Source organism: Ruminococcus sp. YE282, assembly GCA_900101355.1.
Classification (GTDB): Bacteria; Bacillota; Clostridia; order Oscillospirales; family Acutalibacteraceae; genus Ruminococcoides; species Ruminococcoides bromii_A.
This window is the reverse complement of the sequence record FMUV01000001.1, coordinates 97,088-116,279: the sequence shown is the minus strand read 5'-3', so window position 1 is coordinate 116,279 and position 19,192 is coordinate 97,088. Positions and strand designations below refer to the sequence as shown.

Annotated in this window: 11 protein-coding genes; all 11 read left to right on the top strand. The window is 35.3% G+C overall.

The annotated features are described in order from the left end of the window. Positions 1 to 7: 7 nt before the first annotated feature. Positions 8 to 1,174 carry a phage tail domain-containing protein gene (locus BLP46_RS00570; RefSeq protein ID WP_092974017.1) on the top strand — a complete coding sequence of 389 codons (1,167 nt, stop codon included), beginning with the start codon at positions 8 to 10 and terminating at the stop codon, positions 1,172 to 1,174. Beyond that, the gene (locus BLP46_RS00565; RefSeq protein ID WP_092974014.1) at positions 1,174 to 3,918 is read left to right on the top strand and encodes a hypothetical protein; all 2,745 of its coding nucleotides are present in this window, start codon (positions 1,174 to 1,176) and stop codon (positions 3,916 to 3,918) included. Before BLP46_RS00570 ends, BLP46_RS00565 begins: the two co-directional genes overlap by 1 nt. 33 nt (positions 3,919 to 3,951) lie before the next feature. Beyond that, positions 3,952 to 5,979 (top strand): hypothetical protein, encoded by a 2,028-nt coding sequence (locus BLP46_RS00560; RefSeq protein ID WP_092974011.1) that lies wholly within the window; start codon positions 3,952 to 3,954, stop codon positions 5,977 to 5,979. A gap of 172 nt (positions 5,980 to 6,151) precedes the next feature. After that, the gene (locus BLP46_RS00555) at positions 6,152 to 7,225 is read left to right on the top strand and encodes an OmpH family outer membrane protein (protein WP_092974008.1); all 1,074 of its coding nucleotides are present in this window, start codon (positions 6,152 to 6,154) and stop codon (positions 7,223 to 7,225) included. Positions 7,226 to 7,285: 60 nt separating this feature from the next. Further along, positions 7,286 to 14,569: a hypothetical protein gene (locus BLP46_RS00550; RefSeq protein WP_092974005.1), complete on the top strand. Its 7,284-nt coding sequence runs from the start codon at positions 7,286 to 7,288 to the stop codon at positions 14,567 to 14,569. An 84-nt stretch (positions 14,570 to 14,653) separates the two neighbouring features. Beyond that, a complete protein-coding gene (locus BLP46_RS00545; RefSeq protein WP_092974002.1) occupies positions 14,654 to 15,448 on the top strand; it encodes a hypothetical protein in 795 nt (264 codons plus the stop codon). Between the two features lie 476 nt (positions 15,449 to 15,924). Then, entirely contained in the window at positions 15,925 to 17,253 is a 1,329-nt protein-coding gene (locus tag BLP46_RS00540) for an RNA-directed DNA polymerase (RefSeq protein WP_092973999.1), read from the top strand. Continuing rightward, positions 17,168 to 17,911 carry a hypothetical protein gene (locus tag BLP46_RS00535; RefSeq protein ID WP_143000414.1) on the top strand — a complete coding sequence of 248 codons (744 nt, stop codon included), beginning with the start codon at positions 17,168 to 17,170 and terminating at the stop codon, positions 17,909 to 17,911. Before BLP46_RS00540 ends, BLP46_RS00535 begins: the two co-directional genes overlap by 86 nt. Next, the gene (locus BLP46_RS00530) at positions 17,898 to 18,326 is read left to right on the top strand and encodes a putative ABC transporter permease (protein WP_318259383.1); all 429 of its coding nucleotides are present in this window, start codon (positions 17,898 to 17,900) and stop codon (positions 18,324 to 18,326) included. The genes BLP46_RS00535 and BLP46_RS00530 overlap by 14 nt, the downstream gene beginning before the upstream one ends. A 1-nt stretch (position 18,327) precedes the next feature. After that, positions 18,328 to 18,726: a GIY-YIG nuclease family protein gene (locus tag BLP46_RS00525; RefSeq protein ID WP_092973993.1), complete on the top strand. Its 399-nt coding sequence runs from the start codon at positions 18,328 to 18,330 to the stop codon at positions 18,724 to 18,726. 14 nt (positions 18,727 to 18,740) lie between these two features. Next, positions 18,741 to 19,190, top strand: a complete 450-nt coding sequence (locus BLP46_RS00520; protein WP_092973990.1) for a hypothetical protein — start codon at positions 18,741 to 18,743, stop codon at positions 19,188 to 19,190. Positions 19,191 to 19,192 lie beyond the last annotated feature (2 nt).

The window sequence follows — 19,192 nt, the reverse complement described above, 5'->3', positions numbered from 1 at the left end:
GTAAACAATGGGCAGATTTGATATTTTTGAATATGCCGGCAAAAGTTCGAGCATATACAATCTTGTTTCCTGCGAAATAAATAAAGACTATCAAAGCATAATTTCGGGTGCTGAATATGAACCCACCGTTGATACCCTCCCCCATTCTGCAAGTCAATTACTCTTGGGGCTTGATTATTCTAACAAGCCCCTTGAATTTGATTTGGAGATAATTAATCCCGACGAAAATATTCCTTATACCCAAGTTGAGGAAATAAAGGATTGGCTATTTGGTCAAAATGGTTGGAAGAAATTTGTTGTAATAAATGAGAGGCAAGATTATTATTTAAGAGCGTTATTAATTCCAAGTGAAGATATAATGGATGTTAATGGATATAGAGGATTTAGATGTAAGGTAAGAAATGATAGTGGATTTTGGTATCGAGATGAAAATATTGATTTACCGCTAAGTTTCACTGATGGAGTAAACACAGGAATTTCTACTATAAAAAAAACTATAAAATTGAACGGTTTACCTGATAGAATGGAAATTAATCCAAAAATTAGTTTTAAGACAGTTCCGTTAAAAAGGAGTAAACATACCGCAACAATACAATGTGCCGTTCCTGGTAAACTTACAATTACAGATACATCTGGTAACATACTGGAATATGTAGTTGTAGCACACGATGATGGGTTTACTAACAAAATCGCCGGAGAATATGATACTGAAACAAATATTTTTACGGCAACCACATCCGAAAATTTAGTTGTTGGAACTTATTATTATGTTGCTTATTGGATTACGGATAATCCGTCGAGCGAGGATAAATGGAACGAAGGAACTACTTTTTTGTTGAAAATTTTTAATAAATCAAATGATTCTGTAATGGCGCTTGATGGAAATGCAGATGAATTTTCTGTAGTTGCTGATTGTAAATATGGAACTTATAAAAAGATTATAAATGGAGAATCAATTATAAACAACTTAAAATATCCTCCTTATATTGATAATTCAACAAAATACTCAAATTTATTGTATTTATCAAGAGGTGAAAATGTTTTCCAAATTTCTATGCTATTGACAACAAATCTTGCGATGAGTAAATATTCTTGGAGTTGGAATTATTTTGGTGCTATTGATAATAAAATAACTGTTTCATTTACATCATTACATAGAATTGGGGGATTTTAATGAAACGATTAAATAAAATCCCCAATGTTATTTTGTATGAGATGAATAAAAAAGACCCTATTGGTGTATTAAGAAATATAAATGGATTTGAGTGTGATTATCATTTCAATTCTACCTCTGAAATCAAATTTGAAATCCCCAAAAAAATATATAATAGCGAAACATATCAATGGATAGATAATCCACGCTATGATGACATAAAACCAGATATGTTATTGTATTTAACAGACCCTACTGAACAATATAAGTTTAATGGCAGCCCTATTCTAAATGATAGCGAATATTCTCTAAAAAGTAAAAGTGATACCACGCCAAGACCTTTGACAAATATGAGATATAACGTTAATGGTGGTTTAAACAATTTTGAAGTTCAAGAAGAAACGTTATTGTTTGATTTAGGGTTGTCAAAGGGTTATTCTTGGGAGTGGCAACATTACTTTGATTCTCACAATCAGTATGCCGAGCAAAAAGCTCTGACAGATAGTTCGCAATATGAAGGGTATTATGGATATAAACATTTGTGCTGTAATAGCTTTATTCCTGTTGAGAATGGAGATATTATAGCCATAAGGTCGGGAGCAACTGGAAGTCCAACTTTTATTTATCGTGGTTTTTTTTATGATGATAATGATAGTACAACTATGAGAAGAAATCTTCTCCATAGTGAAGATAATTCATATGTGCAGCCAAACCCCATAAGTCGTATTGGAGTAAACGATTTGCAAACAAAAAAACATAGAAGGGCTGTTGAGATAATTGCTACGAATAATGGTTCAATAACTGTAACCGATATTGATGGAATACCTTATAATATTGGTGTTGCAGAAAATATACATAGCAGTGGTATAAAAGGAACATCGAACGGAAACGTATTTACTGCAAATGACCCAGAAGATATTGTTGAGGGAAAAAAGTATTATGTTGGTTATAACGTGGATGTTTCTACTAATCTTTCTACGGGATATATGCGATTTGATTGCGTGGATATAAAAGCCACAAAAACATCGAAACAATGGACGTGGCATTTAATGCCAGAAAATTATGTGCAAATATATAGCGGATTAAGAAATGTAACCAAGTTTAATGTTGGAGAAAAAACATCTTATGCTATTAAACAAGTTTGGTGGGTTATAACTAATACAGAAGAAAATAATGATGGTATCAATAAAACAAAAACTGTAACTGCAAAATCTTATGAACATATTCTTACACAAAAAACATTTTCACTTTCTGAGGGAACTATGCCATTGTTTTTCCCAAATAAAATCTACAATTTGATAACTTCTTCAAGTTGGCGTAGAGATGTTTGGGAAAATAACGGAATAAAGTATGAATCAACAGCCCCACAAAGATGTAATCGTGGCGTGTTAAATCAAATATTAGATTATATGCCAGAATGGAAAATTGGATATGTTGATTCAGAGATAAAATCAAATGTTCCCGCAGCGACGTTATGCTGTAAATATCGTAGTTTGGACGAGGTAAATAATGAGGTTGTTTACTCTTTCTTAATGAATGAAGTCGAAAAAGCCTATCAATGTTTCTTTATCTTTGATAGTGAGAATATGACAATAAATATAATCAGTGGAAATCCTACTTCTATAGATAAAAATGGTGCGCCACAAAAAGATGGTATGGTTGGTTCTTCTTCTAATATTATATTAACTTGGAGTAATGCAATTAAGAAAACAAATATTAAAGCAACGGAAGATAGAGCCGTTACCGCACTTAGGGTGCATACAGCCGATGACCAATATGGTATGGGTTTGATTAATCCAACTGGTAATAATATTCTTTATAATTTTTCTGCTTATAAGTCTCAAATGCAATACATTGCTGATTCTGATAAAAACCGCACTTTATGGGAGGCTATTCAAGCGTGGCAATCTGCATATGATAGTGTCAAGTCTGATTATCAATCAGCAGCACAATCGTATGTTGGTAAACTTCTTGAAATAATACAAAATGAATCCTCAATTTCAGAATCTCTTGCTCAATATAGAAGTGTTGCAGATAAAATCAATATAGGTGCGGAATCACAAGGTATAACAAATAGATATGTTGATTATCCAATTTATTATTCTGTCATAAATTTAGACGTAACTGAAAATTGGAGAAAACCTCACGTTGCAGACTTATATAGTGCTTCAAAAAACTATTACGAAGCATTAGCAAAAAGAGATAGTAATATAGACATAAAAGATTCAAATTATAAAACTATGAGAAACAGTAGGTATTTATTAACTATGGATTATAAGACTGCTGTTGCCAATGAGGGTTATGCTATCTTATCTCCAAAAGAAGTATTAGAATTGCAAAAATTCATAGTTGAGGGCGACTGGACTAATGAAAACGCTGTTTTTTCTGAGAACTTTTCCGCAGGAGATATAATTAGTACATTAAAAAGTGTATATGCGGAAGCTAAAGTTGACCACGATAATTATATTTCTCAACAATGTTATGAGTTTGATGTTTCTTCAACCAATATTATGGATTTGGATGGTTTTGAGAAGAACTTAGATGATTTGACTTTGGGAAGAATGGTTACTCTGCAACTGAATAACGGTGATTGGCAATTCCCGATTTTGATGGGTTATCACATCGACCACGCGGACGATAGTAACTTCTCAATGACATTCGACACAAATTATTCTAATAAGCCGCTCAAAAAGAGATTCGCAAAACTATTTGATGCTATTAATCAATCAAGTAGCAGTTCAAATTCTTATACATATGAGGATTAATTATGAAATTAATAAAAAGAAAGGAGGGCTTTTATGAGTTATTCTTATGATGATGTATATGTCTTACACGCTTGGAGAGATAATAGACGGCGCTTAGCATTGACTCAAGGCGATGGATATAGCGGTACAATAACCGATAACGATGTTATTAAAGCACCTCGATTTCAGTTAAGAGATGAGCGTGATGTTATAGAAATCCCGTCATCTGGAAACCCAAGCGTTCAACTTGCAGTTACGCGCTCAAATCACACAGAGGATTTATTGACTTGCACAATCGTAGATAGAGAGAACGGAATTATTTCTTGCCCGATTACAAAATCATTGACAGATGTTGCCGGAGAGGTCAAAGGTGAAATCCGTTTAGTCACCGCCAACTCAGTTACTAAGTTTTATGGTGTGGATTTTTATATTTTCGATGGCGTATCAGATGCAGCAGCGGCTCAGAGTTCACAATTTAGCGCACTTATCGAAGCGTTGCAACAAGTAGGTTTGGTTATTAGTGGCGGCTCATCTGGAACGGTCGCTTTGGATACTGTTATTCAGCATAATGGGACTAAACCCGTGGCGAGCGGAATCATTTATGACTATTTGCAAGGTAACTATCGTCAAATATCTTTTGCTCACGAAAATAATGAGAGTTCATATGATGATGGTGGCGTATATATAGATAATGCCACAGACATAACAAAAATGTATTATGTAAAAAATTCAAATGGAGCAAGAGTTGGTATTCTATTTTGCGTGCAAACTCCGGGATATAATTACGCCGCGCAGGTTAAAATAGATACTTATGGTAATATCACAACCCGTGTAAAAACACAAGAAAGCGGAGAGGCAAATTATACTTGGAAAAGCTGGACGCCTGCTGGAACAACAAGAAACATTCAAGATGGCGCGGTTACAACAGCAAAACTTGCGGATGGTGCAGTAACCTCTGCAAAAATCGGAAGTGGCGAAGTTAAAACAACTAATGTTAATGATGGGGCTGTTACGACCGCAAAAATCGCAGATAGTGCAGTTACCGCAGGAAAACTTGATTCAAATGCGGTTACTACTCAGAAAATTGCTGATAGTGCTGTAACGGCAGATAAATTAGGCTCATCAGCGGTAACAACTGCAAAAATAAATGACGGCGCGGTAACGGCTGACAAACTTGGCTTATCGGCAGTCACAACGGGAAAGATAAATGACGGTGCAGTAACAAACGGAAAACTTGCGGATGGCGCGGTTACTGAAGGTAAAATAGGTAGTGGCGCGGTAACACAAGATAAAATAGCAAGTTCTGCATATGAAACGACCCCGACAAACGGAAGTTCAAAATTCATAACTTCTGGCGGTGTATATACTTTTGCAAATGGTAATTTTAGAAAATACCAATCTATTACTTCAAGCGAAGTGGATGATGCCATAGACCAACAAACATTATATTCTGTTTATTATCAAGGATTTTTTAGCATTTTGTATTGTGTTGTTGGTTCAAGCAATCGCACTCAATATTTACATAAATCAACGGGGGAGGTTTTATATAGAAGTCAATCTTTATCTGATGCTTGGGGAGATTGGAATGATTGGAAATATGTTGCCTCTCAAAATGTTTATAGGAAATCAAGCCGTCCAACCACAAGTAGTGCAAGCAAATTGTGGGATATACGTTGGTACACAGATAGTTCTTCGGTAGAGCATTGTTACCAATTAACAAGTATCGGCGGCACTTCTGAAAACCCTGTATATAATTGGACTGAAATTGCAACTTCCACATCTCTTGCTAATCAAGTTGTTGTATTTTCATATACCCTTACGTCAAATGGGTGGAACACAAATAATGAACAAACAGTAACAAAGCCTTCTTCTTATGTGGTTACAAGCGACGTTATTGCAGACACAGAAATCGACAGTATAGCCTATAATCAATTATGTGCGGATGGTTGCGGCGGAATCTATATTTCGTCCGAGCGAAGCGGCAGTACTCTTACCCTCACCGCCCACGCTCTCAATAACAAGCCAACCGCCAATGTAACTATTCAAGTTACTCTAACGAAAGTGAGTGATTTGAGTGAATAAGAGAAAAAATATAAGTGTCAATAAAACTACAATTTTATCGGCATTTTACACCTCTATTTTAGAGGGTTTGCGTATGCTAACTTGGAGGTGATTTTGATGGCAAGCGTGAAATTATTTGATAAATATGGAAATGAGATAGACCACCTTACTCAATGGGATATGAACGTTTTTTTTGAAGATTACAGATTTCAATTATGATATTGCACCCGTTTGTCATTTTGCAAAACGTTATGATAAAGAAGCGATAACCGTTACCTCTACCCTATCCGATAATACCGTATCTGTTGTAGTGCCGAACATTCTGTTAAGCGACGAGAACAAAAGAGCAGAACCAATAAAAATGTATGTATTTTTATATGAGTCTGAGGAAAAATCGGGAAGAACGATTTATGTTATAGATTTGCCGGTCGAAACGAAACCGAAGCCAAACGATTATGAGTATGAAGATAATGTCGAAGTCGTTCAGTTGAGCGAACTGCGGGTTAAACTCGAAGCACTGATAACGAAAGCCGAGGAAACCATTGATACAAAAATTGATGAGTTAGGCAATTCGTATCAAGCGACAATTACAGAAATCCGCGCCGCGATTCAAGGCGACGTTGAAAATCTCAATACTCAAATAACCAACGCAAATACAAATCTTATAAAAGAAATTCGTGATAACAATATGCAATTAACTTCCGATATTCAAGCCGCAAAATCTCAGCTCAATTCTGAAATAGAATCCGCCTTAAACACACTTTTGAACGGCATTGAAGATGGTAGCCCTAAAGGTATATTTGCAACTGCCGCTGATTTAACAAATAAACCGAGCGGAATTTACTTAATGGTTAATCCCGAGAGCGCGGATAATGGATATATCTTCTATTGGAGCGGAACTGAATTATCAAATAGGTTGTTATATTATGCTGGAATGGTTATTAATAATGGGTCTGTGACTTATGAAAAACTCGCGGAAGATGTAAAAGGGAAATTTTATCGGTTCTTAGATTATGTATTGCTTGCAAATGATTGGGTAGATGGAAAACAAGTTGTAGACATTTCGGATGATTATACAACAACGGCAAAAACAAAAGTAGATATTGAAATTAGTGAAATGACAAATAATCAAATGCTAAGAGATGATTGTGCCGCGATTTACATTACGACAAATGAAGAAAATGACGGCGAACTTTTAGCGCATTATATTGGTAATCCGCCAACTGTGGATATTACCGTACAATTAAATATAGTTGAAACATATTAACGACATCGTGATTCTTATGAATCGCGGTGTTTTTTATTTCAAAAAGAAAGAAGGTTAAAAATGATTATAGGTAAAATTGCTTATGCGGCATCTCCTTCGCAAGAGGATAATCGTGTGTTTGACACACAATCTGCGTTAAATACCTATCTGTCATCTCCTAATGCCAAAGCGGGGCAAGGCGTAAAACTTTTGGACTCAACAAGTGGAAGATATAAGGCTTATATTATTCAGGGTACAACTGGTAATTTTACAACTACACCGATGGGTGCAGGAGATTATGTCGGAAATCAGCTCCCGTCTGTTGCGGATGGAGATACGGATTTAATTTATTTCATTTATAATAGCGAGGATGATATTTACCAACAGTATCGTTTCAATGGTACAAGGTATGTATTAGTTGGTTCTGACAATAAGAAGGCATATGTTGGAAGTTCATTGCCCGCGATTGGCGATACAGATATAGATTACTATATCGGTAACGAGGAAGATGGATTTATTCATTATCGTTATTTTGCCGATGATATAAATGATTATATTGCTGTTGGTGGCGATTCTTACACAAAAGCAGAGGTTGATACATTACTTGATGAGCAAGTAATCTATTACTACTATTTATCTTATGGTACTGCAATCGTGGAAGAAAATGGCGAACAAATTGAAAAGAATAATGTTGTACGTCTTTGGAGATATACAAATCCCGATGATGTTGGTGATACAACAGGAGAAGTAGGAACAGTTGTCACTTGGTTTGAATTACAAGGCGGTGGTGGTGGCGGTTCTTCACAAGCCACAAATATGACATTTGAAAGAATTACTCCCGCGAATATCGTAACTACCGTTGGTAGCGTAGAAACAAATGGCATTATTATCTACGCTTCATTTTCTGATTATGAAACTGGCGGTGAGGCTGTTTCTGCTACATATTCAATCAAAGTAGGAAATAATGTTGTTAAAACTGGTACCGCAATTCAATGTAAGGATAGTAGCGGAAATCAATTATATGACGAGGACAGTAATCCTATTTACAATGTTTTTGATGTTACTGAGTATTGCTCAACTGGTACTCAAACAGTAACAATTTCAATAACTGACGAATATGGAAATATGATTATCCGTAGATGGACGGTGCAGATTATTGATATTAGTATCACAAGTATGTTTGATGATACTTATTCAAGAGTTGCCGGTTCAACTATTAATTTCACATATACTCCATATGGAGCTACATCAAAAACGGTTCATTTTGTTTTAGATGGTGTTGAGATTGGAACGGTAACGACAAATAGTTCCGGCACACAATCAACTTATTCTATTGCTTCAACATATACAACTTATGGGGCGCATTTCCTTGATTGTTATATTACTGCGACTGTTGACGGTGTGCCGATTACTTCAAATCACATTTACAAGGATATTATTTGTTATGCAAATGACGGCGAATTGCCGATTATTGGTTGTATTTATAGATATGATAGATACGGCACTGTTCAAATGAATGAGTATAGCACTTTGAATATCCCATATACCGTTTACGACCCAAGTACAAGTTCTCCCGTTGTTACATTGTCTGTCGATGGCACGGTGGTTAATACTCTTACGCTTTCTTCACATAGCAACACTTGGGCGTTTAAGGGAAGTGAAGTTGGAAGCCATACTCTTACTATTGCTTGCGGCTCAACCTCAGTAACAATCACTGTGAATGTAAATGATTTAGGTTATGATATTAGTCCTGTTACTACTGGTCTTGCTTTTGATTTTGACCCAACGGGAATTACAAATAGCAGCTCAAATAGATTATGGCACGATGCCAACGATAACAGTATTGCCCTTTCCGTTTCTGAGAACTTCGATTGGGATAACGGTGGTTATCAAATTGATAGTGTAACTGGCGAAAGTTACTTCCTTGTTAAAGCAGGAACAAGGGCTACAATCTCATACAATCTGTTCGGAACTAACCCGAAATATGACGGTGCGGAATTTAAGTTGGTTTTCAAAACTGGTAATGTTCGTGATACTGAAACAACATTTTTGAGTTGTGTATCTGATAATATCGGTCTTAAAATGGATGTTCATTCCGCAACGCTTGCAAATAGCGTTAATGTTGCTGACCCATTATGGATTCCTTATAGTGAGGAAGATATTATTGAGTTTGAGTATAATATTAATCCAAGTATTAACGGTTTAACCTACAATCCTTTGATTATGACATATGAGGACGGCGTTCCCTACAAGCCCGCACCTTATTCAAGTGGTACATTTAATACCCTTACGGGAGAATGGAATGGCGGCGCACAGTTACACCAAGATACCCCCGTGCCGATTACTATTGGTTCTGACGATTGTGATGTATATATTTATCGTATGAAGGCATATAGTGTTTCACTTTCTGATTCACAAATTCTCGATAACTTTATTGCCGATGCAAGAGATTCTGAAACAATGGTTAATAGGTATGTAAGAAATCAGGTTTATGATGATGGTGCGCTTACGCCTGATTCGGTGGCAGAGGCTTGTCCTCAACTTCGCGTAATCACTATTGACGCGCCATATTTCACAAATGATAAAGATGAAAAAGTGCCGAATACAACGATAGGATATATGTATAAGGATGGCGATTCTGTTCTTGAAAATTGGAAAGCCGTTAATTGCAAACACTCTGGACAGGGTACAACTTCTAATGACTATGGTTTTGCCGGCAGAAACTTAATGCTATATATGAACGACGATAACACCGTCATTACTCTCGGTGATGATACAACGACCGTAGAAAAGGTTGCATTAACATATAACGGTCAAAATCCGACATCTATCCCTAACAACGTGTTTAATGTTAAGGTGAATATTGCTTCTTCTGAAAACGCTAATAACGCATTATTAGCAAAGAGATACAATGATTATCTGCCTTACAAAATGCCTGCACAAAAGAGGGATAGTAGAGTTAAGAATACAATGGAATTTGTTAATTGTGTTATATTCATTAGAGAGAACGACCCTGATTTATCAAGCCATAGAGAATTTCAAGATACGAAATGGCATTTTTATGCTCTTGGAAATATTGGTGATGCAAAGAAAACCGATAAGACAAGGGTAAATGACAAGAACGACCCGAAAGAATTTGTAATTGAAATTAAAGACAATGGTAAACCTAACTCTGGATTTAATACAGGAACAGGTTCATACCCCATTTCTGGCTCACAATGGGCTGCGGGTAATACAGCATATGATTCACTTTATAATAATTGGGATAGTTCTTTTGAGTTCCGTTATACAAAAGCAGATTATGACCCCAAGAATAACATTACAAGTGTACAAGCCGAAGCCAACAAACAAAAATGGCGCGATTTCTATGAGTGGGTTATTACTGTATCTGACGCTAATTTCCCGACCGAACTTGGTAATTGGTTTGTTGTTGATTCTGCTTTGTATTACTATCTATTCACACACCGTTACACAATGATTGATAACCGCGCTAAAAACTCATTTTGGCATTGGAGTAAGGTTTATATTACCGAAGCCGAAGCCGCTGAAATGGGAGAAACAGAAGCAAGTTACTACACTGTTGATAATGCAAAGGCAGCCATCAACGAGGGTTATCGCTTTGAAATGTGGGGTTATGACTTTGATACTGCGCTTGGTATCAATAACTCCGGTGTAATGAGTGAACAGTATCGTTATGGTAAAGAAGATACTGATTACAGAAGTGACGGAGATTCTACATCGGGTTATTTATTTAACGAGGCTACGAGCGTATTTTGGTGCAGACTCCGCGATTTAATGCCTGCGGAAATTGCAAATATGTATCAAACTGTTGCAACAAACAAGAGTAGTGCTTGGGATGCCGAACATCTAATCAATGAGTTTGATAATTGGCAATCACAATTCCCCGAAGAAATTTGGAGATTAAATTACGAAAGAGAATACACCCGTACATATCAATCTGGCGTGGACAGATTTATGACCCAAATGATGCAGGGTAGAAAGAAATATCACCGTAGACAATGGGAGCGTGACCAAGCTCCATATTTCGGAACAAAATACGGATTAGCATATTACAAGAATACAGACCGTATTTCGTTCAGATGCAATCAGCCTATCTTCGAGGTTGATAGCAGCCGTATATTTGGAAATCAAACAACGGCGAATACTTATCTTGCTTCATCAAGCGCCGCTGTTGACCAAAATGTAAAAATTAAGCAGAGTGATAATGCTTACAAATTGTTTGTTATTAAGTCTGTTAATGGTTCGCTTACATATATTCCTATTGTTGAACCAAATTATGATTTAACTATTACGCCATATTCCGACTTGTATCTAACCGCCGAATTTGGTAACGAAGGTAGTACAACAGAGCAAGTTGCAATTAGAGCTAAAGCTGGGCAATCATATACTATTGAATGTCCTGCCGGAAGAAATATGAGTAATACTATGGTTAAGATTTACTGCGGTTCACATATTCAAGAGTTGAGCGACCTTTCGCCGTGCTATATCGAGGATAACGATTTTAGTAAAGCCACTAAACTTCGTAAATTAATTATCGGTAATGATACTCTTGGATATAGAAGTTATATCACAGCATTAGCTTTGAGTAATAACCCGATTCTTGAAGAATTAAATATTGAAAATTGTAATACTTTCACAGATGCTTCTATCGACCTAACAAATTGCGGAAATCTTGAAAAGTTCTATGCAAGTGGAAGTAATATTACAGAAGTGTTGTTTGCTAATTACGGAAAAGTAAATGATGTTGAACTACCGACTTCTATGAGTTCAATTATTATGAGGAACTTGAATAATCTTGAAGATGAGAATTTTGATATGCCCTCATATAGCAGTATGCGTAGCGCGACTATTGTTAATGGTATTCTTGATACCAAAACTCTTATGGGCAATCTTGCGGGTTATCTAAATTATCTGTATTTAACAGGATTTGATTGGACTTTTTCAGATGTTGATTTTACTTCTCCGCAGGATTTCTTAATCGAAAAACTCTATACAATCACTAACGTTACTCTAAAGGGTACGACTAGAATTGACAGAATCCCATATAGATACGTTCAAAAGTATCACGAAAAATGGGGAGATGATTTCGTAATTGATGCAACACTTGTTGTTCCTGAGTATAGTATCACATTCTTGAATGACGATAAAACCCCAATTTTATCGAATACAGATAATACTCCATATGTAGAATGGGTTGATGGAGAAAGTGCGACATATAATCCAATTACAGAAGGATATGTTAATACTCCTACAAAAGCAAGCTCTGCGAAATATGATTACACATTTAGTCATTGGGCTACATTTGTAAACAATACTGTTGGCGGAGAATATACTTTTGGGCGCGTATTATCTTCTAATATTACTTTGATTGCTGTTTATACAAGTACATTGAGAACATTTACTGTTAATTGGTACACTTCTCCTGTTAATTCAAATATTACCTCTGGAAAGTGGAACTCAAAAAGTAATAGTGCAAACAAAACATTGTTGCACACTGAAACAAACGTTCAATATGGCGCGGAAATTTCTTATGATGCTTTGCAAAAAGTTGTTTGTAGGAATGTTTCTTCTGGTAATGTAACTTATATGGAAAGTTATGTATTTTCTTCTTGGAGTGATTCTACTGGTAGTATCACAGAAGATACAAATGTTTATGCAGTTTGGGATTACGCTAAAATATATAAGAATAGCGATAATCTAATCCTCGAAGATATGATGGGTAACAGGAAAACGCTGAATAATATGACGACTGCTGAAATTGCAGCGGTTTGTGCTAACGGCGAAGCTACTACTTTCTTTGATGATAAAGATTATTTTGACTTTATTATGGGTCACGATTATACTTTCTCAAATGTCAATGAAGAAGTCCTTGTTCCGCTTGGCGAAGAATTACATTTGGATGGATTAACTGCCGTTATTCCAACTGACGGTCAAGGTAATCAAATTAAATTATTCTCCGCAGATGCGCCATCATTCACTATGGCTATTGATTATCAATTCGCAAATGATGCTAATGATTATGCTCCGGCAGATAAAAAGACATTGGTTTCTTGTTTTGAAAATCCAGACAATGGCAATGACGGATTTGCTTTGAGGTATAATTCTAATAAAGCAAATATTCTTTGGGGAGATAAAAACCAAAATGTCACAACCTCACTTAATAGAGATATGGTTGTATTACGTCACGTTCAAGGTAGCAATGAATTGCATATATATGCTTTTAATGGCGGCACAGTAGATGCTAATAACTATTCAGATGATGTTGTTACTGCAACTCTTACAAGAACGTCATTCAGCAATACAAATGCTCCGCTTGTATTTGGCGGTATTGCAGAATACGACTCTGAAAATGAAATATATTCTGCTACAACTAATTCTACATATATTGGTGCTGGCATTATTTATTGGTGCAAGATTTGGTATGATGATTTAGGCGATACCGTCGCAAGAAAACTTGCTTCTTGGACACGTGACGAAGATAGACAGGAATATTTTGAAGTTCAGTTAGACTCGGCGGGAACTCTATTCGGAAGTCCTTATATTCTTTCTGATTCTTCAACAAGAGCTAATGCTTCATTCGTTTCAAATAATCTAATGAGATATTTACATAGAATGAATGTCGATAATGTAAATGTCGGCGGTTGGGGTGGCAATACTTCAACAGAGGCAAAATATCAAGCTTCAATGCACTACTTTATGCAACATAAATTTTATCCTGCTATTCCAGATGAGATTAGAAGTCTTATTGCGCAGGTTAAAGTGCCATCTACGGAAGGTAATAGGTCAACTAATGTCACGAATTATGATAGTTATGTTTATATTCCTTGTTATAGAGAAGCCATAGATAATAACGAGACAAAGAATACCCCATATGTTTCTGAGGGTAGTTTTATTGGTTGGAACACTACTCAAATGCGTAGAGTATGTTTCAGAGATGTTATTACTCTCGATACATCATTACTTGCAAATGGTAATGCTAAACACACGGGTTCAAGCGAGCCGATTTTTGGTCAGAGCAAGGGATTTTACGATGCGGACAATAATCCAAATGGAGTTAGTGAATATGATGTTTGGTATATTGATAACAGTAATGCTTGTAGGATTTATTTATCCGCGCAAACCATAAGGAAGAAGAACCTATCGCCTATCACTTGGATTACTCAGGGAACAGAGCGTGTCGGTGGTTGGATTAGCGCGTACACCTATTGGTTGCGTTCCCCGGATACTGGTTACGCCCACGCCTTCTGGAGTGTGGGCAACTATGGAGTTACCTCCCCCAACACCGCGAACCTCTGGAGTGGCGTGCGCCCCTGCTTCTCATTTTATGTGGCTACCACAGAATAAACTATTCATTAAACCCTACAAATCTGGCGGTAACTTGCTTACCGCTTGTAGGGTGTTATTGTGTATGCCAAAAGGAGAAATATTATGAGCGTAATTAAAGCTAAACGACATATAGCAAAGAGCGAGTTTGAACAAACATTCTCGCTCTTTTATGCTGATTCGAGACGATTATTGTCAAAAGCTTCCAAAAGGCGGAAAGATTTTATTTGTCCAAAAATTATATGGTTAAACAATTCAATCTATAATGATTTAATGATAGTACAATTAAATCTTTTTGCAAAACAGAAAGATAAAAAAGATGAGAAGCAAAAGCGAATAAAATACGCATTAGAAAAAATAGAAAATTTCGAAAAAGCGATTATGGTGTATTCTAATATTATGTCATTACCTTTTGATAAACAGTGTAGGTGGTGCGACCCATTAAATAAAGAAATTGCATTACTAAATGGTATGATTGAAGATGATAATGATAAATCCGATTTTAGGGTTAAAGTGCTTGATTGGGAGAAAATGAATAAATTTCAAGTATTAAAAAATATGTGTGCATTACATAGGTATGTTCACGGAAAAGCAATTAAAGCGAAAAATTTTTTAGATAATGGTGAAACGCCTTTAATTATCGAATTAATTGATGAAGCATTTTATAATACAATGACCGCAAGCACTTTCTTCCCAAAAACAAAAGAAGAATATCAAAACAGGAAAAACAAGTTAAAAAGAGCATTGCATTGTTTAGATGAAATTCAAAGACCAATGTTGTCGTACTTTAACACTATGGGATATAGTGATAGAGTAATGAGGGAATGGTCTGAATTATTAAATGATGAAATTAAGTTATTAAAAGGTTTGCAGAAATCCGATAAAAAAGCGATTTTGTAAACTTTCTTAATATAAAAATTGGTTAAATTCTATATTAGCGCGAACAACTATTGGTTGCGTTCCCCGAATACTGGTAACACCAACAACTTCTGAAATGTGAACAACAATGGAGTTACCAACAACAACAACGCGAACTCCTGGAGTGGCGTGCGCCCCTGATTCCCATTCATAAGTAGCAATGTATTATGTGTGAATTAAGAATCTTTATTCTTTTTGAATTTTTATTAATTCTTTGTGAACTAGTATTGATTTATTGAATTGAGAAGGAGAGTTTAACCCTCTATCTAATGATAGTAAATTATACGTTTTTGTGTTTAACAAAAACTCGCTATGGTGGCGATTCGTTACGGTTGAGCGGAACGCTTCTTGCATAGATAAGCACTTGCTGAACTTATTTTTATGCTCAACTATGTTAGCTAGTTTCAGCAAAATATATCAGGCTAAACGAAGGAAAACCAGAAAGGTAGGTAATATTCTTGAATCAACAAGAAAGAATTAGAGCAAGGATTGAACGTGACAAAATTCGTAGAGCAGAAAAGAAAGCCGCACGAGTTAAAACTATAAAAGCAGATGATTATGATAAAGTAATGACTATGCAACATTATTATAATTCAATAAAGAAATATAGAAAAGGTGTTATGTGGAAAGGCAAACCGCAAAAATACTGCCAAACTTCAATGACGCAAATATCTAAAACGCTGGACTATATAGATAATTATAAGTTGCCGCCATTAGAGAACACCTCTCATATTACTTTATTTGAAAGAGGTAAAGAACGAATAATCACACCTATACAATTTAGTGATAGGATTACTCAGCGTGTTATTTGTGACTATTCGATGATACCTATGATAAGACCGACTTTAATTTATGATAATGGAGCGAGTACCGAGGGAAAAGGCGCTGATTTTGCTCGAAGAAGGGCAGAAAATTTTTTAAGAGAATCTATTAAAGATTATGGTGAGGATTTTTATATCCTCACTTTTGATTTTAAGAGTTTTTTCGATAGTATTCCACATTCAACTTGTTATAATGTTCTCAATGAATATTATGAAGATAAGCGCATCGTTAATCTTATTATGGAAGTTGTAAAATCATATCAAAGACCAGATTTATTGAAAATCAAAAATAATGCAGAAAGAGAATTTTCGTTAAAAGCTCTTGAAAATAATCAAATGAAAGGTATTTGCCTCGGAAGTCAAATATCTCAAATCCTTGCTTTAGTAGTTCCAAATAAATTAGACCATTATATCAAAGACAAACGAAGTATGAAACGTTATGTAAGATATATGGATGACGGAATAATAATTCATCAAAGTAAAGAAGTTTTACAAGAATTATATAAAGGTATGAAAGAAGTGTGTGATACATTAGGATTAACCTTTAACGAAAAGAAAACAAAAATTGTAAAAGCAACAAAAGAATTTTCTTTTCTAAAAATAAAATATCGCGTTGTTGGAAAACGTCTTGTGAAAACACTGGTAAGAAGTGGGATAGTTAGAATGAGAAGAAAACTTAAAAAGTTCAAAATAAAAGTCGATAATGGCGTAATGGAGTTGGACGATGTGTATAATTCAATGCAATCGTGGTTGGCACACGCCAAATTAGCTCAGTCTTACCACACAGTTAAAAGTATGTTAAAGTTATATGATGAATTATTTGGCGGTTATAAAATAACTAAAACGTATTTTAGAAAATTAAAACAAGGAGGGTTGAGTGATGAAATATTACAAGGTGATAAATGGGCAGTTTTTCGTTGGGATAGCAACGACTTCGGAACTTCGGAAGATACAGTTGCGGCATAATATTTTAATATCTTGTACCGAGCAAGAAGCTGAATGTATTCAAATTGAAGATAATTATTATCACGCAGGTTGGATGAAGGTTGTTCGAGAAGATATTGGTGCAATTACAGCCGATGTTATTGAGATTGATAAAGAAGAATATGACGAACTATATGAGTTGATTGAACACGATGAAGAAATTGAGCCATATCCCGAGCCAGAGCCAAGCCCCGAGTCAGAACCAGAGCCGGAAGATATTACAGTAGCATATGCAAAGAAACTAAAACTCAAAGATATGAGCAATACTTGTAACAATATAATATTTGCAGGAATTGATGTGGTTCTTTCTGACGAGGAAACACATCATTTTTCTTTAACGGAGTACGACCAACTAAATCTGTTCAAGTTAGAAACTTTGGCACGTTCTAGTCAAGAAGTATTACCTTATCACGAAGATGGAGAATTATGTAAATTCTATCCCGCCGTAGATATTATTGCGATAGCAAATGCCGCAACACAATACATTGCATATCATACAACATATTTTAATAGCCTCAAGGCTTATATTAATTCCTTACGTTCACTGAACACTATTAGTAGGGTCACTTATGGTATGGATATACCCGAAAAATATCAGTCTGATGTTTGGAAGGAAATAAATAGAAATGATGAAACTTAAAATGATATTCAAATATGTCGTCTTGTTCTTAATTGGCGGGGCGACATATTTTTGCATTGAAATGTTGTGGCGCGGTCATAGCCATTGGACTATGTTTATTGTCGGTGGAATTTGTTTTATATTTTGCGGCGGAATCAACGAATGGTTTGATTGGGATATGCCATTATGGAAACAAATGCTAATATGCTCAGTTGGTATTACTGCAATAGAATTTTTGGCAGGTGTGGCAATTAACCTAATATTCAAACTGGAGGTGTGGGATTATAGCAATCAACCATTTAATATCTTAGGGCAGATTTGCTTATTATATTCTTTTCTGTGGTTTTTGCTATCTCTTTTAGCTATTGTTGCAGACGACTTTCTGCGATATTGGTTGTTTGATGAAGAAAAACCGCATTATAAAGTGAGGCGATAAATTGCATTATTTATATTTTTATATTAATCACGCAGGAACTATTATATATATTGGAGAAACCAATGATATTCAGCGCAGAAATAATGACCATTTGAAAAAGGAATATTGGGCTGATGAAATAGCTGGTATTTATATCGCAAAAATAGCAACTCAATATTTAGCAGAAATATATGAAGGGTTTTTGATTGATAAATATAATCCAATACACAATGAGCAACATCCTTCAAAATGGCTATCATATTATGGTAATTGCGAGGATGAAACTTCTAAAATCAATTATATTTTTATTGCAAAAGATATTTTGCAAAAATTTAGACCAATGAATACATATGGGTTTTTAGAATCATTGTATTACCAAGATAAAAAAACATATTTATTGGTTGCAAAAGAATTATTATGAAATAAGGTGATTTTATGAAATACCTAACGAATGATAAATATGCAGCAGGGTTAGAGAAGATAAAGAGAGAGAATCGCCAAAAACTATTGAAGCGCAACTTGCGGGCGGAAAAATTAAAATATAAGAAAAAAATCCACATAGAAACAAGTAAGTTGATTGCGATTTACTTGTTTATTTTATTAAATGCCATTGTAGTTTATGCAATGATTTCAATGTGGAAATTTGCCGACCTTTCATATCTCGGAGTTCTTATTACAGACATCGCCGCGCAAATTCTAATCTACGGAATCTATTGTATGAAAGCATACAAAGGTAAAAAATCAGAAGAAGAAATGAAATTTAAGAGAGAGAAGTTCGGAACACTTAACGATATACTTTCGGCGGAAGTTGATTGTCAAGAGCCTGTTCCGCTCAAAAATGGTGACATTCTCACCGACAGAAATGAATATGACACGGAGGAATAAAA